19 protein-coding genes are annotated in these 23,456 nt (G+C 51.6%); 9 read left to right on the top strand and 10 right to left on the bottom strand.

Going from position 1 to position 23,456, the window contains the following annotated elements; translation table 11 throughout:
• Positions 1-61: 61 nt before the first annotated feature.
• From GYMC10_RS06945 to GYMC10_RS06965, 5 genes are all read left to right on the top strand, one after another.
• Complete coding sequence (locus GYMC10_RS06945; RefSeq protein ID WP_015733900.1) at positions 62-1,378, top strand: ABC transporter substrate-binding protein; 1,317 nt, start codon at positions 62-64, stop codon at positions 1,376-1,378.
• Between the two features lie 88 nt (positions 1,379-1,466).
• Complete coding sequence (locus tag GYMC10_RS06950; RefSeq protein ID WP_015733901.1) at positions 1,467-2,396, top strand: carbohydrate ABC transporter permease; 930 nt, start codon at positions 1,467-1,469, stop codon at positions 2,394-2,396.
• Positions 2,396-3,229, top strand: a complete 834-nt coding sequence (locus tag GYMC10_RS06955) for a carbohydrate ABC transporter permease (protein WP_015733902.1) — start codon at positions 2,396-2,398, stop codon at positions 3,227-3,229. Before GYMC10_RS06950 ends, GYMC10_RS06955 begins: the two co-directional genes overlap by 1 nt.
• A gap of 47 nt (positions 3,230-3,276) precedes the next feature.
• The gene (locus tag GYMC10_RS06960; protein WP_015733903.1) at positions 3,277-3,984 is read left to right on the top strand and encodes an N-acetylmannosamine-6-phosphate 2-epimerase; all 708 of its coding nucleotides are present in this window, start codon (positions 3,277-3,279) and stop codon (positions 3,982-3,984) included.
• A 171-nt stretch (positions 3,985-4,155) separates the two neighbouring features.
• Positions 4,156-6,075 (top strand): DUF4855 domain-containing protein, encoded by a 1,920-nt coding sequence (locus tag GYMC10_RS06965; RefSeq protein WP_015733904.1) that lies wholly within the window; start codon positions 4,156-4,158, stop codon positions 6,073-6,075.
• 176 nt (positions 6,076-6,251) lie between these two features.
• On the opposite strand, the gene GYMC10_RS06970 is transcribed toward GYMC10_RS06965, so the two are convergent.
• The 5 genes from GYMC10_RS06970 to GYMC10_RS06990 form a co-directional block, all read right to left on the bottom strand.
• Positions 6,252-7,346, bottom strand: a complete 1,095-nt coding sequence (locus tag GYMC10_RS06970) for an ArsR/SmtB family transcription factor (RefSeq protein ID WP_015733905.1) — start codon at positions 7,344-7,346, stop codon at positions 6,252-6,254.
• 12 nt (positions 7,347-7,358) lie between these two features.
• Positions 7,359-8,624: an MFS transporter gene (locus GYMC10_RS06975; protein WP_261979611.1), complete on the bottom strand. Its 1,266-nt coding sequence runs from the start codon at positions 8,622-8,624 to the stop codon at positions 7,359-7,361.
• Between the two features lie 167 nt (positions 8,625-8,791).
• Entirely contained in the window at positions 8,792-9,973 is a 1,182-nt protein-coding gene (locus GYMC10_RS06980) for a MalY/PatB family protein (protein WP_015733907.1), read from the bottom strand.
• A 33-nt stretch (positions 9,974-10,006) separates the two neighbouring features.
• Positions 10,007-10,930 carry an AEC family transporter gene (locus tag GYMC10_RS06985; protein WP_015733908.1) on the bottom strand — a complete coding sequence of 308 codons (924 nt, stop codon included), beginning with the start codon at positions 10,928-10,930 and terminating at the stop codon, positions 10,007-10,009.
• Positions 10,931-11,249: 319 nt separating this feature from the next.
• Positions 11,250-11,969 (bottom strand): 3-ketoacyl-ACP reductase, encoded by a 720-nt coding sequence (locus GYMC10_RS06990; RefSeq protein WP_015733909.1) that lies wholly within the window; start codon positions 11,967-11,969, stop codon positions 11,250-11,252.
• A gap of 172 nt (positions 11,970-12,141) precedes the next feature.
• On the opposite strand from GYMC10_RS06990, the gene GYMC10_RS06995 reads away from it, so the two are divergent.
• Positions 12,142-14,250, top strand: a complete 2,109-nt coding sequence (locus GYMC10_RS06995; RefSeq protein ID WP_015733910.1) for a class I SAM-dependent methyltransferase — start codon at positions 12,142-12,144, stop codon at positions 14,248-14,250.
• A gap of 180 nt (positions 14,251-14,430) precedes the next feature.
• Here GYMC10_RS06995 and GYMC10_RS07000 read toward each other — a convergent pair whose 3' ends face one another.
• The 4 genes from GYMC10_RS07000 to GYMC10_RS07010 form a co-directional block, all read right to left on the bottom strand.
• Positions 14,431-15,153 (bottom strand): peptidylprolyl isomerase, encoded by a 723-nt coding sequence (locus GYMC10_RS07000; RefSeq protein ID WP_036662507.1) that lies wholly within the window; start codon positions 15,151-15,153, stop codon positions 14,431-14,433.
• Positions 15,154-15,424: 271 nt separating this feature from the next.
• Complete coding sequence (locus GYMC10_RS07005; protein ID WP_015733912.1) at positions 15,425-15,817, bottom strand: hypothetical protein; 393 nt, start codon at positions 15,815-15,817, stop codon at positions 15,425-15,427.
• A 96-nt stretch (positions 15,818-15,913) separates the two neighbouring features.
• Complete coding sequence (locus GYMC10_RS32475; protein ID WP_015733913.1) at positions 15,914-16,090, bottom strand: hypothetical protein; 177 nt, start codon at positions 16,088-16,090, stop codon at positions 15,914-15,916.
• Positions 16,091-16,371: 281 nt separating this feature from the next.
• Complete coding sequence (locus GYMC10_RS07010; RefSeq protein ID WP_015733914.1) at positions 16,372-17,070, bottom strand: hypothetical protein; 699 nt, start codon at positions 17,068-17,070, stop codon at positions 16,372-16,374.
• A 341-nt stretch (positions 17,071-17,411) separates the two neighbouring features.
• Here GYMC10_RS07010 and GYMC10_RS07015 point away from each other — a divergent pair, with 341 nt between their 5' ends.
• From GYMC10_RS07015 to GYMC10_RS07025, 3 genes are all read left to right on the top strand, one after another.
• Positions 17,412-18,863, top strand: a complete 1,452-nt coding sequence (locus GYMC10_RS07015) for a SulP family inorganic anion transporter (RefSeq protein WP_015733915.1) — start codon at positions 17,412-17,414, stop codon at positions 18,861-18,863.
• Positions 18,864-19,145: 282 nt separating this feature from the next.
• Positions 19,146-21,059, top strand: coding sequence for a sensor histidine kinase (locus tag GYMC10_RS07020; protein WP_015733916.1), 1,914 nt, complete (start codon positions 19,146-19,148; stop codon positions 21,057-21,059).
• 154 nt (positions 21,060-21,213) lie between these two features.
• Positions 21,214-23,103: a sensor histidine kinase gene (locus tag GYMC10_RS07025; RefSeq protein ID WP_015733917.1), complete on the top strand. Its 1,890-nt coding sequence runs from the start codon at positions 21,214-21,216 to the stop codon at positions 23,101-23,103.
• A 91-nt stretch (positions 23,104-23,194) separates the two neighbouring features.
• Here the strand turns inward: GYMC10_RS07025 and GYMC10_RS07030 are convergent, their stop codons facing one another.
• On the bottom strand, positions 23,195-23,434 hold the full coding sequence (locus GYMC10_RS07030; RefSeq protein ID WP_015733918.1) for an NHLP leader peptide family RiPP precursor: 240 nt from the start codon (positions 23,432-23,434) through the stop codon (positions 23,195-23,197).
• Between the last annotated feature and the right edge of the window lie 22 nt (positions 23,435-23,456).

Genomic DNA, 23,456 nt, shown 5'->3' on the forward strand with positions numbered 1-23,456 from the left:
AGAAGGAATTTTTCTTCAGATATGAAATTATAAAACCATGAAATGTTGGAGGGTGAGTCATTTGAAGAAGCACTATAGAAAGAAGTCGTTTCACGTTTTGCTTATGCTGCTCTTAGCCTTCTCCACCGTATTAAGCGCATGCTCCGGAGCGGGCGGCACTGGCGGCAAGGCCGGCCAGGACGGCAAGGTTGAAATTCAATTATGGAGTTCTGCCACAGCAGAAAACGCAAAGCCGATTGAGGATGCTGTAGCGAAATTCAATGAAAGCCAGGACGACATCGTAGTCAAGACACTCAGCAACCAGGATCATCAGAAACAACTAACCGCGATTTCGGGGGGCAGCGCTCCGGATCTCATCGTAACGCAGTGGAATAACATCGGACCTTGGTCTGCTGCCGGTGCGGTGCAGTCGCTGGAGGAATTCATCAAACGGGACGGATTCGACACCAGCCAGATCATTCCTGCGGCGCTGGATCGCATGAAGGTCAACAATGATGTCTTCGGGTTCCCGATTTCCATGAGCATGGCCAATAAATTGTTTTACAACAAAAAGGCGTTCGAGGAAGCAGGACTCACGGCTCCGCCGAAGACGCTCGAAGATCTGTTCGAATATTCGAAGAAGCTGACCAAGAAGGACGATAAAGGAAATATAACGCAGATGGGCTTTATACCGGATTACCCTTGGATCGATAACGTGTTTTGGCCGATCATCTTCAACGGCTCATGGGACGACGGCAACGGGAAGCTGACCGCGAACCAGGAAGCGAATGTAAAGGCCATTGATTATCAAGTGAATTATTATAAGGAATTCGGGCAGGAGAGCATCGATAAATTCAAATCGGGCATGGGCGGTCTCGAAACTCCGCAGGATCCGATCCTGACCGGCAAGCTGGCCATGATTATCGGCTGGGAGAACTGGTATGTCGAGCATCGCGGCGAAGGCAAGGAAGTCGGCGTAGCGCCATTCCCTTACCCAGCAGCCAACCCTGATCTTAAAGGCTCCGGCATGGTTAGTCCAATCGCCATGTTCATTCCATCCAAGGCGAAGCATCAGGAAGAGGCGTGGAAGGTGATGCAGTACCTGCTCGGTGAGGACGTTCAGATTGAATACAGCATCCAGAGCGGCTCCATCCCCGTTCTAATGAAAGCGCTTGATAATCCGAAGCTGACGGAGAACCAAGAGGTGAAGGAACTTTGGGACTATTATGAAAGTGCGAAAAATCCTAATTTGAAGGGCTTCCCAAACAGCATTTACATTAACGAATACTTGCAGACCTTGAATGAAGAAACGGAGAAGGCGCTCAAAGGACAGATAAGCGCTCAGGAAGCGATGGATAATGTCGTGAGCAAAATGCAGCCGATCGCGGACAAAAAATAATCTTGATGATGCAGGAGCGGCGAGTACGATAGGCAGGCTGGCCGCTCCCTGCAGGTTGTTGTTTTTTACTTGGAGGTGAAAAGGTCACATGGAACGTTTGGAACCCCGGAGCGGAATGAAGAGCAGGGAAAGAAAACGGCTGATCATCGGACTTTTGTTTTTGAGTCCATGGATATTCGGCTTCCTGATCTTCCAGCTCTATCCGATTATCACGTCATTGTATTACAGCTTCACGGAGTATAACCTGTTTACCTCGCCCCAATGGGTCGGCCTGGACAATTATGTGGAGATGACCCAAGACGGCAAAATGTTCTCATCCCTGTACAACACCGCATTCATGGCTTTGTTCGGATTCTTCCCCCAACTTGCGTACGCGCTGGGCATTGCCCTGCTGCTAAACCAGAGCGTCAAGGGACTGTCCCTGTACCGGACGATTTATTTCCTGCCAACGCTGGTCCCGGCCGTAGCGGGATCCTTGCTGTGGATTTGGCTGTTGAACGCGCAATATGGTTTGGTGAACCAGATGCTGGGCGCGATCGGCCTGCCGGAACCGAATTGGCTGATGGACGAGAACTGGACCAAACCGTCGCTGATTATGATGGGTTTCTGGGGGACCGGGACGATCACCATCATGTATTTGGCGGCGCTGCAGGAAGTGCCCAAAATGTATTATGAGGCCGCTTCCATTGACGGTGCGAACAAGTGGCATAAGTTCTGGCATATCACGTTGCCGGCCATCTCGCCCATGACCTTCTTCCAGCTCATTATGGGGCTGATCGGCTCCTTTCAATATTTTTCCCAAGGCTACGTGTTTGCGGAATCAAGCAATCAGGCCATTGGCGGGCCGGGGAACTCGATTTTGTTCTATGCGATTTATTTGTTCCAGAACGCCTTCATGTTCCTGAAGATGGGATACGCCTCGGCGATGGCTTGGATTTTGTTTATCATCGTGCTGCTGCTGACCCTGTTAATCTTCAAAACATCCAGCAAGTGGGTCTTCTATGGAGGTGAAAAATAATGAACGAAGCATTTATCGGCCGAAAGATCATTCCTCATATGCTGTTAATCCTCGTGGGCCTGCTGTTTCTGGCGCCCTTCGCCTGGCTGCTGCTGACCACCTTTAAGACCGAGGAGGAAATCTTCGTCATTCCCATCCAATGGATTCCGACGGAATGGATATGGGATAACTACGTGAACGCGGTCAACATGATTCCGTTCATCCAATACACTTGGAACACCGTCGTGATTGCCTTGATGAGCGTTGCAGGCGTCGTGATTTTGTCGCCGCTGGTCGCGTACGGCTTTTCGAGAATTCAATTTAAAGGCCGAAACATGCTGTTTATCCTGATGCTCAGCACGCTGATGCTCCCTATGCAGGTAACGATGATTCCGCTGTATGTCGTATTCAACAAGGTCAACCTGCTGAATTCCAACTGGCCGCTGGTGCTGTCGGCGTGGTTCGGGACGGGAATGGCGTACAATGTGTTCCTGATCCGGCAGTTTTTTAACGGAATTCCGATGGAGCTCACCGAATCAGCCAAAATCGACGGCGCGTCGGAGTTTCGCATCTACGCCCAAATCGTGCTGCCGCTTGCCAAACCGGCCCTTCTGACAATCGGCCTGTTTACGTTTCTGGGCGCATGGGGCGATTTCCAGGGAGCGTTGATTTACTTGAACGATCAGGAAACATGGACCCTGTCCATCGGCCTGAAGCAATTTATTCGGGAGAATGGGGTGGCGTGGGGGCCTTTAATGGCAGCCGCTACGCTGTTTACGATTCCCATCATCGTTCTATACTTCTTCGTCCAGAAGAAGTTTATCGAAGGCATCACGATTACGGGGTTGAAGTAAACAAAGGATGACGCAAATTTATACTAAACCAGATGTAGGAGCTAAATATGAGGCGGATGATTACAGATAGAGGATTAGTGGTGTCTTGTCAGGCGTATGAGGGAGAGCCGCTGTTTGGACCGCAGCATATGGTTGAAATGGCGAAAGCGGCCGTGCTGGGAGGAGCCATCGGGATCCGGGCCAATGGAACGGCTGATATAGCGGCGATTAAAGCGGCGGTGAGCGTGCCGGTCATCGGGCTGCTGAAACGGCAGATCGAAGGTTATCCCGTTTACATTACGCCAACCCTTGAGGATGCTTTAGCCGTCCATGAGGCAGGCGCCGATATCGTAGCTATGGACGGGACGCGGAGACCGAGACCGGATGGGAACAAATTGAAAGAGGTAGTCGATGAGCTGATTCGTCGGGGAATCCATGTGATGGCGGATGTTTCTACCTTGGAGGAAGGGCTGTATGCGGCCGATTTGGGCGTACATTATATTTCCACAACGCTGTCGGGGTATACAGCCTACAGTCCGGAAAGTACGAAACCCGACATCGGGCTGGTCGCAAGGCTGGTTCAGGAAACGCGGCTGCCGGTTATAGCCGAAGGCAGGTTTGCCAGTGCGGACGACATGATTCAGGCTCTGAATGCGGGTGCCCGGTTTGTCGTGGTAGGCAGCGCCATTACGCGTCCCCAGGATATAACCGAACGATATCGGAAATCGATTGAAGCGCAGGTGGATCTGAACGAAGGAAAGGGCAGGGGGGGTTGAATATAGGATTGGAGGCATGAAGGCAGACCATGACTGGAAGGGGGTGAGATGACGAAACCATGGCAATGGCGCGAGTTACGGCGCCGGCCCACGATTGCTGGAGTTCGTAAGGCTGAAGTCCGGTGAAAACCGGCGAAGATCAGGAAGCATGATAAGAGGAGGTTAATTTATATGCGTTCTATGAAACAACGGGTATCGTTAGCCATGATTGTGGCCATGATGTTCTCGATCATTCCTTTCGCTTATGCTGATGAGGCTCAATCGGAGGTGCGAAACCTGGCAAGAAATGCAACCTACTCGTGGTCGGAGGCCCCGGAAGCCAATTATCCCGACCCTGGCCATAAACTGAACGACGGAATACATGGAACGCGGAATGTACTGGATCCCGCATGGGTCGGTCATATACGCAAGAAGACGCGTGAGGTCGTATTTGATCTTGGCGAGGCCAAATCCATCTCGGGCATCAACGCGCGTTTTCTGCAGGATTGGCCTGGCTCGGCGATTCTGTTTCCGCTAACGGTTTCGATGTATGTCTCGGACGATAATGTTCATTGGGCGAACTTGACGAATAAAGCGACCCAGACGTTATGGGTGGACGGTCCGCCCGTAGACGAAACGTACGCTTGGGATAGCCAGACCGATGGCGTGCCGGGCTTCGAAGATGGGGAGTTCGCTTACGCGCGTTATGTGAAGGTAAGCTTCACCATGCATACAAGGGCCTGGACCTTCATCGACGAAATCGAGATCATGGGGACTGATGGCAAAGCCGCTGGGGCGGTGCAGCTTCCGCCGCAAGAATTTAAATATTTACAGCCGGGAGAGGCTACGGCCGGCATTCATGATTTGTCCCTTCTATACAATGGTCATTATGCCAATGGGGATGGAGACTGGAGCAAAGAGGAGATCATTCCTCAGATCAGCTACGTGGACCAGAACGGGGAGCCGGTGGATTGGTTTTTTGACGGCGTGCTTACGCTTGGGTTGATATCCCCGGATGGTCGCGACTTTGGCGGCGGCGCGAACCTGCAGGACTGGAAGTGGTACCTCGACAAGACTTTTGATGCGGACGGCGAGATGCACCAGCTCAATGAAGCCACCAAGGAGGTGGGAGCCAAGCTGGGGCAGCCTGACCATAAAACCAAGGTCGTCGTGATGATCCCGGATACGGGCGAGTATCAGACCGACTTCGGTGACGTGGACGGAGATGGAATCTCCGAAAATTTTAACGCCGGGGCCGTTGGTGAGGAGTCGGCCATGGCGAACAGGCAAAAGGCGATCCGCTGGTGGATGGACGAAGTGCTGCAGCGGTGGGAGGCTAACCATTATTCCAATCTGGAGCTTGTCGGTTTATACTGGCTGTCCGAACAGGTAAGCACGAGCGCTTCCGGTCCGGATATGCTGAAATACGTAAACGGCCAAATTCACGTCGAAGGCTTAAAGTCCTTCTGGATTCCTCATTTCTTGGCCTATAAGAGTTATATGTGGGAAGAGGTCGGATTCGACGCGGTCGCGTTCCAGCCGAACTATTTCTTTGAAGACATGAGCAGCGAGCGCCTGGACGATGCCGCATACACGGCCAAACGATTCGGGATGGGCGTCGAGATCGAGTTTGACGGACGGATGCTGACCGACGAAGTATTCCGCAACCGGTATAAGGAGTACCTGGATGGCGGCGTGAAGTATGGTTATATGAACGATACCTTCAAAGCGTATTACAAAGGCTCCGGGCCTGTGTTAAGAGATGCAGCGGCAAGCCAGGATCCGGATATCCGGATTATGTATGACTGGTTGTATCAGTTTGTTACAGGAACGTACCAGCTGGAGAATACAAGCTCCCTGCACCTGAAACGTCTGGTCGATCAGTTGGAGCAAGGAGGCGGGTTTGCGAACCATGGGGCTGCCCGCTCGCTTACGGCGCACCTGGATTCGGTCATCCGCTTCGAAGAGAAGGGGAACAAGCAGCAGGCGGCCCACCACATGGACGGCTTTATGAAATTGCTTGAGAGCCATAAGGAGAGCGGGGCGGTATCCGGCAAAGCCTATCCCATGCTGAAGGCAAACGGCGAATATTTGGCGAAGCGTTTGCAGTAGCATACAGACGGAAAAGAGTTCGCTCAACAGCTATTTGCGTTTGGCGAAGCGACTAACGGCTTTGGAAGAGAAAGAGTTGCATAAGAAGGGTGAGCCAAAGGAGAGACCTTGGCTCACCCTTCTTTTTCCTTATGCGGAGAGAATAAATCCCGTACCGGGCATGCAAGGACGACTGCTCATTCCTGCTGCAATAAGCTGGATCGCAGCTGTTCCAGGTAAGTCTCGACAGCCGTCCGATTCATTCGGTAGTAGATGCGGTTTGCCCGCTTTTCCATCATGACAAACCCCTGGTGTATAAGTGCGTTCATATGATGCGAGATGGTAGCCGTGGTTAGATTCAGCCGGTCGGCCAGTTCCGAACCGTATGCCGGCTCACGGTAAATCGACTTCAGAATTGCAAATTTGCTGGCATCGCTCAGCATTTTCAACGTTTTGCATATCTTCTCGTCGGAGATGACCCGGCTAACCGCTTCTTGAAGAGCTTCAAAGAGAATGCCGATATAAAGCGTTTCTATTGAATTCTCGTTTTGTTGTGGATGGAGCGTGACCATATTGAAACCCATGATTTGCGGAACGATTCGGATTTCCTTATCATCCATGAGGTGGATTTGGAATCGGTTATTGATGTACTCCAGCGGTTCGGTTTGAACCACCTGATGGTATCTTTCCGCAAAGCGCTCCAGCAGAGGTTCTAGCAAGGGCAATTGTTCTTCGTACAGGGTCACGGCCTGTTCAAGGATGCTCTGCAATTCCTGCATGTATATCTCGAAGTTCTGATATAAGAGATGTAACGTCCATTTTTCCTGAACGTCCAGTTCGAGTCCGTCAATCATGTTGGTCAGATCGGCATCGGTATGAGTCGATGGGCATTCGTGGCTTTCGGCATCCCCCATAAATAATCGGAAGAGAGACTCCGCGTATTTGCGCCGCCGTTCATCCTGCATGACAGAGGATAGCCGAAGGATATTCGCATTCGTACCCGCTGAGCGGAGATATTCATCCAATAGCAGCTTGGCGCAGCACCACCCCGCTTGTCCCCGGCTTTCGAAGAAAAAAGCCATGCGATCAGGCGCTGCTTCCAGTTGGCCGTAAACCAGCTCTCCTATCTCGATGATGGGGTCGAAGGTTTGCAATAGGTCCGGCGAGTCCAGATTATATTTCATCGTGAGTTCATTCTTCACGGACCGTGTGTCTTCATGATTCGTATACCGATAGAGCAATTCGATGCATTCACGGAGAATATCCGGCCTTGCCAATACCGTTATGTTCATGGGATTACTCCTTTACAGCTGGCGTAATGTGTTTATGAAGAGCATACCAACAAACAATATAATTGTAAAAATACCAGTAGCGACAAATAGCTGTTCAAGGGTTATAAACGTCATCGCGGTGGCGACGATCAGCGAACCGAGCGGAATGGTTGAGCTTGCGATCGCGTTAAAAATAGCACCGGCGCGAGACAAGTAGGATTCCTCAATGTGTTCCATGAAGGATACCCCGATCACTGTTTCCACGAAGGAAGCAAAAAAACCGAATATCAGCATGGTAGAAGCCAACATGACATAGGTCAGCATGACTTGTCCGGAATAGTGCGATATCCAGAACCATACCAGATAACAGATTCCAATGAACGTCCCGCCAGTGATGAACAGAATGCGTGCAGAGAAATGTTTTCTTAAGTAAGGGAACAAGAAGGCACCGATGCCAAGACCGATCGTTGAGGAAATGCCAGCAACGGACAACCCCTTGGCGGACAGTCCTAACACTCCCGTCGTGTATGGAGCTATCATGGAGTTAATGGGAATCAGAAAGATGCCCATGATGCCGCCTAATATGCAGACGGCGAATACGACTTTTGCCTTTCTTAGATAGATGAATCCCTCGGCCAGCGCATGGAGATAGCCTTTCAAATCCAGCCGAATCGGGCTCCGCTGCCATGTTTCCTTGCTGTTGATGCCCAGAATGAAGAGGGCGGACAGTAAAAAGGTGACGGCATCGATTATAATAGCCACCCCAAGGCCGAATAATCCGATGATGGCTGCGGCAGCGCCAAGACCGGCTAACTCCACGATTTTCTTGATGGTTGAATTTAAGGATATGCCATGGGTATATAAGGCTTTATCAAGCACTTGGGGAATGATGGCTAACCCGGCGGGAATGCGAAGGGATTCCAGTGTGGAATTCATGAACGTAAGCACAAGCAGAATCCAGGGCTGAAGCAGATCAAGCATAAGCAGGACGGCAGTGACGCCTACAATCACTCCTCGTCCGATATCCGCAAGGATCATGATGGTTTTCTTGTGAAGTCTTTCAACGATGGCGCCTGCAAAGGGCTGAAACAGGATGGAAGGGAGTGCATTGATGCCGAAAATAACGGCTACCCATGAGGCGGAACCGGTAAGCTGGTATACCATCAAGGAAAAAGCAATCATGTCGATGGAATCGCCGAACCGGTTCACGGCATTGGCCATCATTAACTTCAGATACTCCTTTTGGGATGACAGATCCCGATAACGAATCTCTCGAGCGTTTTCTTGTATCACCATCATCTAACCACCTTTCTAGATAGAAGTAAAACATAACTGTTAGATGATGGTCAATAATAATTTTAGATCATTATCTAATAAAAGAGCCGTTATCGTAAAATAAAAAAATAAACGGAGTCAGCCTTGGGCTTGACTCCGTTTATCATTTCATTCCGGGATCTTGTATGTTTTTAAGCCTTCCGCCATTCCCCGACAGCTTTGTTCAGGCGGGACAACGCCTCCTGAACGGTGGCGCGCGTGCAGGCCAGGTTCATGCGCATGAAGCCTTCGCCTTCCTTGCCGAAGGCGGCGCCGCTGTTCAATCCGAGCTTCGCCTCTTGAACGAGGAAGCGGTTTAGCTCTTCGTGGGACATGTCCATGCCGCGGAAATCAATCCACAACAGGTAGGTGGCTTCCGGCATAACCACCTTCAGCTCGGGCAGATGTTCCTGTGCATATTGGGCTACCAGCTCCATGTTCCCGCGGATGTAAACCAGAAGCTCATCCAGCCACGGTTCGCCCTCACGGTAAGCAGCCTCGGTGGCGGCCGCACCCATCGGCGTGATGGAGCCGATGGCGTAACGGTTCAATATTTTGCGGAACTTGCTGCGCAGCTGCGCATTCGGGATGATGATGTTCGCCGTGTTCAGGCCGGCGATATTAAACGTCTTGCTAGGAGCCGTACAGATGATGGAACGCTCAGCGGCATCCTCGGACAGCGCGGCGAACGGCGTATGCGCGCCGGGTTCAAACACCAGATCCGCATGGATTTCATCCGATACGACAAGCACGTCGTATTGCTGGCAGAGGGAAGCCAGACGATCCAGCTCCGCTCGGCTCCACACCCGGCCCACCGGGTTGTGCGGACTGCACAGAATGATCATTTTGACATGGCCGGTAGAAAAGCTCTTCTCCAGGTCCTCGAAATCCATCGTGTAATCCCCCTCTTCGCTAAGAAGAAGCGGATTATGCACCAGCTCACGGCCATGGTCCTGAACGACGCTGTAGAACGGCGGATAGACCGGCGTCTGGATGACGACTTGATCGCCCGGCTCGGTGAACGCATCCACGATAAGGCTGAGAGCCGGGACGACGCCCGGACAGAATTGAATCCACTCCTGCTGAATGCTCCAGCTGTGGCGTTTCTTCATCCAATCGCTAATCGCTTCGCGGTAAGAGTCGGACGGGAACGTATAGCCGAACACGCCATGCTCCACCCGTTTATGAAGCGCCTCTACAACGGCGGATGGTGCGGCAAAATCCATGTCGGCCACCCACATCGGAAGCGCGTCCGGCACGCCGAAGACGGTGGGGACATTGTCCCATTTCTGACAGTTGGTGCAGGTGCGGTCAATCGCAAGATCAAAATTCATATGTAATTCCTCCTAGCTGAGTAGAGTTGGTCTTTAGGCTATGAATTTGGCCAGCGTGATCAGGCCGGTAATCGTAATTACGTTTAGTATGGTCGATATAAGGACAGTTTGTGCAGCAAAATCAGGCTCATTCTGATATTCTTCCGCCAGGATGGACGAATTGACGCCGACGGGCATGCCGGAAGCGATGATGAGCGCTTGAGCCGGAACGCCTTTTAGCCCGAGCAGCAGCACGATCAGAATGCCGATAGCCGGCGCGACCAAAAGACGCAGCAGGACGCTGAGGTAAACATCGAGCCGGCGCAGGCGCAGCGGATATTTAATAATCTGTGCCCCGAGCGTCAGCAGGGCGATCGCCACCATGGACTGGTCCGCATAGGTCAGCGGCTGCGAGATAAAGACCGGAAGCGGCAAGGCCAGGGCATGCAGCACAATGCCGATGACGAGGGCATAGGGGACGGGCATTTTCAGAAATCCGATAATGGCCTGTTTGTATAATCCCTCCGTCTTGGCTCCCTGAATGGAAATAACTCCGTACGTAAACGTAAGGAGGCTTTGAAAAGACATGATCAGCGCTTGCACCGAGCCGGCCATCGGATCTCCCTTGAAGGCCAGATCATTGATCGGAAGGCCGTAGTTTCCCGAATTATCCAGCAGGAGGCTGTTGGTAAATGCGGCTCTCATCCCCCGGTTGAACTTGCGCTGTCTGGCAACCAGCATGCTGATCAAGTAGAGGACGCCGATATAAAGCGCATAAAATAACGCCACCATGCCCAGAAGCTGCGGTGACATCTTGGATTCGTACATACTCATAAATACGGCTGCAGGCGTAATGTAGTAAAAGTTGATTTTGGCGAGTGTGTACAAATCGAGCTTAAAGGCATATTGCATAATAATGCCAAAGCCTATCAGGACAAAGATGGGAAGTACCACTTCAAGTAGAATGTCGGCGATCATGCTGTTGTCATCTTCTTTCCATGAGTATAGCTTGGTAATGGTCTGGCTGTGCGTATGACGCCATGTCATTATATCATGACAACGGATGGTTGACACTTGATTCCGCATGGAAAAAAGAACAAAGCACACGCATCTTGCCGGGCCTTTAAGCGAAACGTTCTTGACTTCATCGGAACTTTGAGGGAAGGTTTGCGCAGGATTCACTGGCGCAGACCATCGCGTTACACGCCGGCTGCACGCAAAAAGGGTGTTCCTTGGCCCCTGACCAAGGAACACCCTTGAATTGGTTATTGCAATGGGCGCGTCTGTCGGCGCGTCCTTATTGCGGGTTGGTAGTCCAAATCCCGGCGGATTTGACGAATACGCGCTGCGGCAACTTGAGCGCAGCCAGCACTAGCTCGGCTACGTCTTCCGGCTGCATCATCCGGTCCTCGTCGCCGATCTTCAAGCCGGCATTGACGGCGAGATCCGTGTTCACGGTGCTCGGGGTCAGCGCCGTCACGCGGATGTTGTGCTTGCGGACCTCCTGCAGCACGGCTTCGGTCAGTCCCATCACGGCAAATTTCGAAGCGTTATAGGCTGAGCCCGTGGCGAATCCGCGTTCTCCGGCCGTAGAAGAGATGTTGACGATGTCTCCTTGGTTGTGCTCGATCATGCCGGGCAGCGCTGCGCGCGTCATATAGTAAGTCCCCATCAGATTCACGTCGACGATACGCTTCCAGGCTTCCGGTTCCATTTCCAGCAGGTTGCCGAACTGGGCGATGCCCGCGTTGTTGATCAGAATGTCCACCGAGCCCAGCTCCATGTTTACCGCCGCGAAAGCAGCCTCTGCCTCGCTCTGCACGGAAACGTCGGCCACCGCCGCGACGGCTCTGACACCATATTGCTCGGCAACCAGGGCGCTAAGCGGCTCCAGGTCTGCTGCCGTACGGGCGACGAGTCCAACGTGCACGCCTTCCTTGGCAAGTGCGATGGCCAGGGCGCGTCCAATCCCTTTGCCTGCACCTGTGATGAGGGCTGTTTTATTTTTCAGGCTCATGTACATTCACTCCTTCACATTGATAAAAAAATATGGTTTCGTTGACCAGTATACCCTGTACCATCCGCAACTACCAAATGCCCGCGATCCACCCTAAACAATTTGTTATAATCGTAGCAGCGAAACCAAGATAACCTTTGTTCATTTTTAACAGGAAGTGGAGGAACAACCTATGCTGCAAGCGCTGAATATCATAACCGCGTTTCGTCAGGGGGATGAATCGGCTGCGGGAACGCATCCATGGCTATTGAAGCTGATATCGGCCGAGGAACGAATCGTCAATCTGGAACGGATCACGTCCATCGGGCAATTGACCCATGCCAACCCCGTGCTGGATTATGTAGAACGCACATTGAAGATACTGGATTCGCTGCCTGTTTCCTATTGGATCAAAGAGCTGCTGGAAGATGTCCTGGTGTGGGCGGAAACGGCCAAGGGCGGAACGATGAGGGAACGCCTTCGCTGGCAGCAGTCGGGCATCCAATTGTTCCTGCATAATATCGGGTCCGCGCAGCTGTATGAAAGACATATCCGGCAAGGCAGGGGAACCCTGTCATCGCACGAAGAGATGGTACATACTCTCATACTTACCCATGGACTGCTCGGGCAACACATCCGGGGGGAAGTCGCCTTCGAGGAAAACCTGCCGCTGATTAAGCTTACGGAGGAAGAACGGCTGACCGAAGATGAGCTGATCCGGCTGCTGATCCCTTTGAATCACTGCATCATTGCTGCCGTATCGGAGGAGCTATGGCATTCCGTTGAGGAGGAAATCAAACAACTGATTCGCAAGCTTGCCCAAGGGAGCGTCCCGGATCGGTGGACTTACGAGGAAAGGCTGCGCCGCCTTCGGACCGCTTCCATTGCCCGGGGAGAAGATTTCGACAGGCAGTTTCAGGAGATTCGGAGGCAGACGGATCTGCCTGCTGCCCTGCATGGGTTTCAGGACATGACGCTTTGGTATGTGGAAGCGGCCCTGCAGGATTTCTCGTTGGAAGAGTTCGTGAAGGTATTGCTGCTGGCTCTCCATCCGGAGAAACAGAGCCCGGAGGATCAATTGTCTTCGGATTCGGTGAGCCACCTGAGCTTTGAGCCGCTGATGAACGATATGTATTACGATTACAAGGGCGTCAAGAAGCTGAACGTGTACAAGAAAAGAATGATCGAGCAATATTTGCGCCAGACGGATTGGGAGGCTTGCCACCGCGGGCAGGCGAGTGCCAACCCGCATCTGCGCCACCGCATCGAACGAAAGCCGGAGCTGCCGGATACGGTATTCTTTACCTTCGAATTCTCGCAGGCCGCGGAGAAATTAATCGATTTTTGCATCGAGGCGGAGAAATCCCCGCTCTACGAGAAGGCAGTGCTGCTGTTGTTTGATCTGTTTGGCCTGAGGCGGGATGCTTATGACCGGTTTCATAACGAAGAGAGTTATTTAAACGATATGAACAGCACGGGAGATTACAAGAAAGTGATTCTGGATTATATCACGGGAACGGCGGTACTGGATATCGGTCCCGGTGGAGGCGTGCTGCTTGACCTGATCGAGGAACGGCTGCCGCACGCGCGCCCCGTCGGGATCGATATCTCCTCGAACGTGATTGAAGCGCTGGAGAAACGCAAACGTTTGGAGCACAAAACATGGGAGGTCCTGAAGGGGGACGCGCTGAATCTCAGGGACTATGTGAAACCCGGAAGCGTCGATACAGTCATCTTCTCCTCGATACTGCATGAGTTGTATTCGTACATTGAAACAGACGGTGTGCGCTTCAATACGGCGACCGTGGAGGCAGCCTTGCTCAGTGCCTATGAGGTGCTTGCACCCGGGGGTCGCATTATTATCCGTGACGGAATCATGACCGAGCCCGAGGATACCTGGAGAAGGATTCGTTTCCTTGAGGACGACGGCATGGAATGGCTGAACCGGTATGCCTCGGATTTCAAAGGCCGGGTCATATCCTACGAGCAGCTGGCTGACGCGGAGGTGCGCATGCCTGTCAACGATGCGATGGAGTTTCTGTATACCTATACTTGGGGCCCCGAAGCGTATGTTCATGAAGTGCAGGAGCAGTTCGGATATTTCACGCCTACGCAGTATGCGGAGTGCATCCGCCGAACGCTGGGCTCCGAAGCGCTGATCCGCGTGCAGCAGCATTATCTTCAGGAAGGATATGCCGAGGCATTGGCTGACCGCATCGAATTCATGGATGAGGATGGGAAGGCGGTAACTTTGCCGGACAGCACCTGCCTTTACGTGATCGAGAAGCCGGCCCGTCCGTAAAGGCCATACCCTGCTGTAATCTATAAAAAAAGAGGACCGGAACGCAGCTATATTTCAAGCGTGCTTCGGTCCTCTTTCGCATGTTGTTTGGTAAGCCGTCCGGATTCTGTGCTCATTCACAAGCGAGGAAGGAAAATGGTTCGCTGATACGCTTGAGCCGTAGCGCTTATCCCAAAAAAGCTATTCCTGCTTTTCGGGATCCGGATAATCCTTCCCGAGCGTATCGACCGTCACTTTCTTCATGACGGGCACTTCAAGCGGCTTGTCCATCTGATCCCGCTCCAAGCCCACGATTTCCTCAGCCGTTTCCATGCCTTCGATGACCTTACCGAAGGAGGCGTACTGGGCATCCAGCGAAGGCGCATCCGCGACCATAATGAAGAATTGCGAACCGGCGGAGTTTGGATCCGGCGCGCGCGCCATGGATAATACGCCTGTCGTATGCTTCAGGTCATTCTGAAACCCGTTGGACGTAAATTCTCCGGCGATCGCGTAGCCGGGTCCCCCCGTGCCCTTTCCGTCAGGATCGCCTCCTTGAATCATGAAGCCGGGGATGACGCGGTGAAAGCCTGTGCCATCGTAAAACCCTTGTTCCACCAGGGAGATGAAATTGTTCACCGTATTCGGCGCAACCTCCGGGTAAAGCTCAAGCTTTATCGTTTTGCCGTTCTCCATTTCAATCGTGACGATGGGGTGGCTAGCGTTCGGGTCGGGCACGTTCTGCTTGACCTCGGTTTCCTTCGGCGGTTCCGCTTCGGGCGCCGCAGCGCCGTTCGTCGAACCTGTTCCGCCGCCTGCGCCGCTTTCGGTTTCCTTGTCATTCTGGCCGCATGCCGTCATCACGAACAACAGCCCAAGAATGACGAGCAGGGCCGTCATCCAGCGTGTTCTGCGTTTCAACATCATTGACTCCTCCTGTGCTTTGCCTTATCAGGTCTTAAGCATGTAATCTGTATCATATTTTATCACAGGTTGGACAAGTACTGAAAATCGAAATAGCGGAGTATACATTAAGGAAACCGTTATCAACGTTATGTCACAGAAGACCGACCGCGTATAGAGGATGTTTTCCTTGCGATTAACGAATCAAGGCCAGCGGCTAAGAATGCAAAAAATAAGCTCCCGAACCTGTACAAGTCCGGAAGCTTCAGGAAATGGGGAGCATTGTACGTCTTTACTTGGCAGGAAATATGCCCTCCACTTTGTTTAAAGGGAGCAGAATCCGCGAACGGTTCTTGTCCTTGGCAAGCAATTCGATGAAATCGGCTCCGATTCTGACAAGCCGGATCCGGTCGAAGGCGCCGCGCGTCGGGAAGGTGGTCCGTACCCCAACCCGCACCGTTTTGCCCGGCGGCTTGACATCGAATACCCGAACCGAGTTGAGACTGGACGGCACAAAAAGCTCGCCCTGCACCTTGATGAAATTTTTCGGGAATACCCGCTGCAGCCGTCCGGGTTCCAACCCGGTGTTCGGCGCGTTGATTTCCACCAGATGTCCGGTCAACGAGGCCAGTCGCTGCTGCAGGGTGATCTTATGTCTGCAGGGATGGATCGGCAATCCTTTCATATGAGGCATCATCCTTCCAGGGTCGTATGGTGTAGTGTATGTTGGAAGGTATGGCATGGGTGAAAGAAGAGGATCACGATTCCTGCCCGGTGTTGTTTAGGATGACGGAGGATTTCCGCGGTTACTCGTACCACTGCCATCCGGCTTCTCGTGTTTGATGCTGTCGGGTATCGGAATGCTGTCCGGATAGGAATCCTCGACAAACAGGCCGAATTCCTCATCGATGTCGCGTTCGGTCACTAAACGGTGCTTCTCGTCAGGTTGTTTCTTCATCGGCTGTTCCTCCTATGAAATCGAATCTTTGAAATGAACGGCTGGTATAAGAACTGATAGCTTGACCCATACTGTTTTACTATAAAGACGGTTGTATGGGAGGCGTAGGCATGGAAAGAAAGGGCAACATATTAACGGCACTCATATGGGGTACCCTGATCGGCATCCTGTTGTGGATGTCATTTCTCGGCTGGCTGGATATCATATTCGGAAAATAGAGGGATCATACAGTGCTAGTATAAGACCCGCCTTCCTATAAGGAGAGGCGGGTCTTGCAGGTTTTAGTCGTCCTCGCCATTGCTGCCGTTCAGCAAATCGGTTCCGTGCATCTGTTCCGTCGGAGGCGCGGCGGGATCCACCGGGCTGTTGGCCGCAATCGCGTCCGCGTCCGGCACATCCTCCAGCGGCGTATACTCCTCTTCACCCGAAGGGTAATTCATAAAAATGTCCTGATTCAGAAAGGCGGTACCGCTGCCTGAAAACGCGGCGTCGGCTGCGACTCTCTGCTCCGTATCGCCGGTGTACTCGGCGATGACCTCGTCACCCGGACGAGTTGGGGGCTCACCCTCGATGGCCCGCCATTCCCGGTCCGTCTCGTCGTCCGCGACATCGCGAATAACCGTTTCGTCGGCGGTACGGTCCAGCCGCACCTCGTCGGCTTCTCCGGCATCGGATGACAAGGATAACCGCTCATCGGCAATGGTCCGTTGATCCGGATCGGCACCTGTAGCTTCCCATGCATCGATGGCGCTGTGATCGGGGTTCATCCGCTCCTCCGGTTTTGCATCCGCAGGAGCCGCTTCACTCTGATCGTACGCGATATGATCCGCGTCTTCGCTGCTTAGGCTTTGCTCCGTATAGGTGTTGACGTCTCTCAGATCGTCTTGCGGAATCAAATCCGTATCCTCGACTTTCCGTTTGGCCTCGAATTCCAAATATGTCAAATCTGCCAGCGTATTCCGATTGTTTTCGTCTCGCATCGTGTCCATCTCCTTCCTTGTTTTCAATTACAATAGGTTTCTATACTTCGACTTTACCCGCTGAATCAAGAATGAATCCCGAAACATTCAGGTTATGGTAAACCAAGCAAGCTCTATCTTTCCCTGTCGGTTGACGTATTATGAAAATTTTCAAATAAGGAAAATGGACCAAACACAAGATAAATGAGAGAAAATGAATGATTTCGTGGATTATTTCCCTTAAATTGAACAATGAAATTTTAAAATGATCCCGTTATAATCGAAAAAGCGACTAACGGACCGGGACAATTCTGAGAGTGGATTGTCAACAACCAACAACAGAACAGGAAGTGATCAGGACTTTGTTTCAATGGATTAGACAAGGCTTCTTTGGCAACTCGCGCAAAGATATTTTATCGGGTCTGACGGTAGCGTTCGCTCTCATCCCGGAAGCGATCGCCTTCTCTATCATGGCAGGCGTTGATCCGATGGTGGGACTCTATGCGTCCTTCGTGATTGCCGTCAGCATTTCGTTTTTCGGCGGCCGTCCCGGCATGATCTCAGCGGCGACAGGGGCCATGGCGTCATTGATGGGACCGCTTGTGGCTATGCACGGGATCGAGTATTTGTATGCGGCAACGATTTTGACGGGAATCTTGCAATGGTTGATGGGAGCGCTCAAGTTCGGACGTTTTATCACGTTTGTTCCCCAGCCGGTCATCACCGGCTTCGTGAATTCCCTGGCCATCATCATTTTTCTGGCCCAGCTTCCGAATTTCAAGGGCGAATCGTGGCCGATGTACTTGATGGTGATCGGCACGCTGCTGATCATTTATTTATTGCCGCTGGTAACCAAAGCGGTTCCGTCGGCACTCGTTGCGATCATCGTGATGACCATCGTTGCGGTTTGGTTCAAAGCTCCGGTGCAAACGGTCGGGGACATGGGCAACATTACCCAGGCACTGCCGTTCTTCCACATTCCGAATGTAACCGTCAGCTTGGACATGATCATGACGATATTGCCTATTTCCCTGGCTCTTGCTGTCGTCGGGATGACGGAATCGCTGCTTACCGCGTCGCTCGTGGATGAGATGACCGAGACGGGCAGCGACAAGAACCGGGAAATCCGCGGTCAGGGCGTTTCCAACGTGATCACCGGATTCTTTGGCGGCATGGCGGGCTGCGCCATGATCGGACAGACGGTGATTAATGTGAAATCGGGAGGGCGCACCCGGTTATCCACCTTGGTTTCCGGCGTGTTTCTGCTGTTCCTCATCATTGTGCTCGGGGATGTCGTGAAACAGATTCCGATGGCGGCGCTTGTCGGGGTCATGTTTATGGTTTCGATCGGCACGTTTGAATGGGGATCGCTTCGCACGCTTCACCGCGTGCCGTTAGGGGATGCCATCGTCATGCTGGCAACGGTCATCATTGTGGTAGCGACTCATAATCTGGCCATCGGGGTCATGATCGGGATTATCTTAAGCGCCCTGAATTTCGGGTGGAAGATGGCCAAAATCCACGCCGTGCCCCATATGCAGCCGAACGGCACCAAGGTATACGAAATCCGGGGACAGCTGTTTTTCGGAACGATGATGTATTTTGTAAATCTGTTTGACGTGAACGATGATCCGGAACATGTCGTGATTGATTTTTCCAAATCCCATGTATGGGATCAGTCAGCCACGAATGCCATTTCGAAGGTATGGCATAAGTACAAGGAAGCGGGGAAAGACCTCACGCTCATAGGGTTGAACGACGAAAGCCAGCGGATGGTCGATAAAGTCGGCCTTGCTTCAAACTCTACGCATTAGAAGCATTAGTCATTCTGTAAGCAGGTGTGCTCAATAGAGGTAAGGTTTGTCAGATGAAAAACATGCCAAATGAAGAAATGGCGGTGCTCAAGGATATGATCCTTGCACCGCCATTCTTGCTTTTCGGCCTGTTGTCGCAATGAACGTAAATAAAATTTTACAAACGATACATGGCATTTCATGTTATATTGATTGTAAATGAACTCGAAGTTTGTCGAATCGGCAAAGGATGGAGAAGAAGGCGGATTTATATTGACAATAACGGTTAGAGGTGCTGACTAGATGAAGGATATGCCCAAATCCATATTCCTGCTTCTGCTGGTCGTGCCGCTGCTGCTGATTATATCGATTTTATCACCGGGACAATCGGATGCTGAGCGTGCTCATACCGTGATACCTGATTGGCAGTTTATGTGGGATAACGAACAACAGGAGGTTGTTTCGCCGGCCGGCATTCGGAATTCAAGCGGTTGGCTGACAGGGACACCAGAGAACAAAGAACCCCCAAAGTCAGATGGGGTATCTTCAGCATGGAATCGTTTTACCCTGCCCGACCTTCCTTGGAAACAATCGGCCATTATGATTGACCGGATCAAGGGGCAGGATGTTCTGGCTTTCTTGAACGATGAACCGGTGTATGAAGCCAAGCGGGACTATATGTATACGAATCATTCGCTGCTGCTTCCTTTTCATCCGGATGATGCCGGCAAAACCGTTTATATATGGACAAACGGTTCTAGCGATATGACGTTAGGCATCGATAGCGAGATCATGCTCGGCGAGTATGATGATCTGCGTAGAGGTTTTATCAAGAAGGATTTGGAGGATTTTATATTAGGCAGCTCCTTTTTGTTTATTGCGGTGGTCATGTTCTTCTGCTGCTTGTTCCTTCCGAAGCATACGGTATCCAGCTGGCTGTCCCTGAGCGTGATCATTCTGGCAAGCGGAGCCTTGCTAATTACGTACTCGCCGTTCCTGTACACCTTTTATGGCGAACTCGGCAGCGTATGGGTCTCGGTATTTGATATTTCGCTTTTCACCGTTTTGCCGGCGCTGTATTTCTATTTCGAGAAAATCTACGGACCCGGTCCCTACCGGATCATTCGCTACGGCCGAAGAATTCAGATGGCCTACTCCGGGATCTGCCTGGTTTTCCTTGCGGTACATGTTCTGAGCCATCATTCGTTTTATGATATGTACTATTTCTTCTCCGTGAAGATTCTCGGCATCCTGATTATCCTGCAGATGGTGCTGCTGATCGGTACCACGATTCTGTACGCTGCCAAGCGCAACAAGGACGCTTATATTTTTACCGCAGGCTTCGGCATGATGGCGATAGCGACGCTCGGAGATATGCTGGCCTTCTATTACCATGACGGGCATTATGAGCTCTTTCTGTGGAAATGGGGCGTTATCGGCCTGATCGTCTCCCTGATCATATTGCTGGGGCGTAAATTCGCCCGAAGCCATGAGCAAGTGCTGCAATATTCCCGGGAGCTGGAGATGTTTAATCAAGAACTTCAGCGATCGGAGAAAATGGAGATCATCAGCGAGCTCGCCGCTTCGGTTGCGCACGAGGTTCGAAATCCGCTGCAAGTGACGCGCGGCTTCATGCAGCTTTTGGCCGAGAACTCCAAGCAGACGGAAAAGGAGTATTTTGGCTTGGCGCTGAAAGAACTGGACCGGGCTTCCGGGATCATCACGGATTTCCTCACGTTTGCCAAGCCTGAATTGGAGCATGAGACCAGGCTGAACGTGTATGAGGAGCTGAAGCATGTGAAAGGCATTCTGCTGCCGCTTGCGAATCTGAGCGGGGGCACGATCGAACTGGATGACGCCAAGGAATTATACATCAACGGTAATTCATCCAAACTGAAGCAAGCGATGATTAATATCGTCAAGAACAGCATCGAGGCACTGGATGGAGAAGGCGTTATTCGCATCTGGGCCTATGCCGAATCAGGTGAAGTCGTGATTCACATCCAAGATGACGGCATTGGAATAGAGGCTGGGGATCTGGAGAGGCTGGGCGAGGCGTATTTCTCGAATAAGTCGAAAGGGACGGGGCTTGGCCTGATGGTCACCTTCCGAATCATCGAAGCGATGCGAGGAACCATTCATTTTATCAGTGAAAAAGGAAGCGGCACCGAGGCGATCATTCGCTTTCCGTCCGTTCCTGATTCATTGGAGGTTTAGATTTCCAATCAAGAGAGATGCCGCGCTGCATCTCTCTTTGTTATATCAATAATAGAAAATTTTATCATTTTTCCGAAAATTAGAAGGTGGAAGGTTTTGCCGCAGCGAATAACACAGTAAGAGAATCACCCATTATAATGTTTGAGGTGTGTTCATGAGGTCTGGATGGAGAATCGCTGTGTTCCTGATCATCGTTATAGCTTTTAGCCAGGGGTTACCTGGGCTTGTCTTTGCCACCGAAGAAACGGCAGCTCGGGCAGCGATTAAGGAGTGGAAAATCCTTTGGTCCGAAACCCGAGGGGTACCGGACAGCGTACCGGCCCACAGGGATGACTGGCTGGTAACTTCGACCGGAGCTTCGACGCCTTCCAAGCCGCATGCCAAGGCATCCGCATGGATTCAAATGAAGATTCCCGAAATATCATCGGCATCCCCCGGCATTTTGATTGACAAGCTGCACGGACAGCAGGTTGCGGTATATGCGGACCATGAGAAGATTTACGAATCAACCCGTACGTACAATTATGAGCTGAACTACATTTTGCTTCCCCTTCACCAGGACTTACTCGGGAAGGATCTGTACATCTGGCTGGAAACCGCGCGAGATCATGTGACGATGGAAGGGAAAATACTGGTCGGCAACTATCATGATCTGTTGAACCAGTTCGTGAAGTCGAATCTGGTGGATATCATCCTCGGGAGCGCCTTTGTTTTTATTGCATTGGTGATGCTGATCTGCGCCGTGTTTCTGAACAGAAAATATTTGATTACCGTCCTGTCATTATCGTTTATTATTTTATCCGTTGGCATACTGGTATTTACATACTCCCCGTTTCTTTATACGATTTTTGATGAATATGGAAATTTATATACTCAGTTATATGACATCTCATTATTTATTTTACTTCCTTCGTTCAGTCTCTTTTTTGAAAAAATCTTCGGCCCCGGCTGGAGGGGCGTGCTGCGCAAACTTCGGAAGTTCCAGGTATTCTATTCGCTGTTCTGCGGCCTGTTCCTGATCTTCAATCAATGGGCCTTTAATCAATGGTTCGACCTGTATTATTTCTTCTCCGTTCAGGTCCTGGGTTTTGTCATGATTGTTCAATTCGTATTGCTGGTCGGAAGCTCGATGTACTATGCCGTTAAGGGAAATAAGGACGCCATTATTTTCAACGCTGGCTTTGCGGTGTTTGCCATTGTGGGTTTGGGCGAGCTGCTGCAGTTTTTCCTGACCCGGGGCAGCTACAATCTGTTCCTCTGGAAATGGGGCATCGTCAGCTTCATTATTGCGCTCATCGTTATTCTCGGACGGCATTTTGCCAAAAATCACGAACAGATGCTTCAATACTCCAAAGAGCTTGAGATGTTCAACAATGAGCTGCAGCGTTCGGAGAAGATGGAGATCATCAGTGAGCTTGCGGCATCGGTCGCGCATGAGGTTCGCAACCCGCTGCAAGTGACGCGGGGATTCCTGCAGCTCCTCACCGGAAAAGCCCAGTCCACCGAACGGGAGTATCTGGATCTGGCCTTGGTCGAGCTGGACCGTGCCTCGGGCATCATTACGGATTTCTTAACCTTTGCCAAGCCGGAATTCGGCAAAGACACGGTGCTGCGGATATCCGAGGAGTTCAAGCATATCGAAGGCATACTCGGCCCGCTGGCTCATCTGCAAGGAGGCAGAATTACCGTCGATATTCCGGAGGATATTACGATTCGGGGCAATTCCTCGAAATTCAAGCAGGCCTTCATTAACATCGTGAAGAACAGCATTGAGGCGCTGGGCGACGAAGGGCTGGTTCATATCCGCTGCTATCGCCAGCAAGGCCAGGTGTTTATTCATGTGGTGGATAATGGAGAGGGGATGGGGCCGGATGTGCTGGCACGTCTGGGAGAGCCCTATTTCTCTAACAAAACGAAGGGTACGGGCCTTGGCCTGATGGTGACCTTCCGAATTATCGAGGCCATGGATGGGGACATTTATTTTACGAGTAAACAAGGAGTGGGGACCGATGCCGTCATTACGCTTCCCGCAGCTTGCGAATGATTCGCTAAGCTGCGGCAGCGATGGCGGTTACCGTCCCCACTCTTTTTACCTATTCATCTATTTATGAAATGTCCAGGCTGTTATGTAGTCTTTACCAGATGGCTCTTTCCTTGGCTTCCGATTTGATCACGCTAGTCGGATTCGGAGGGATGACCAGATACAGCTCGCCCGGATTCTCTTCAAGCGTTCGAATCTCGATGTGGTCGGGAATCCGTACACCAAGAACTTCCTTGATCGCGGACTTTGGATCGCTCAGCAGTCTTGCCTTAAAGCTAGGATCCTCCCAGGCTTTTTGAATCAATTGTGTTTGAAAGATGGCTTCTGTCGTCATAAGAATCACCCTTTCAAATAAA

Origin of the sequence: Paenibacillus sp. Y412MC10, from assembly GCF_000024685.1 — a bacterium.
Taxonomy (GTDB): domain Bacteria; phylum Bacillota; class Bacilli; order Paenibacillales; family Paenibacillaceae; genus Paenibacillus_AQ; species Paenibacillus_AQ lautus_A.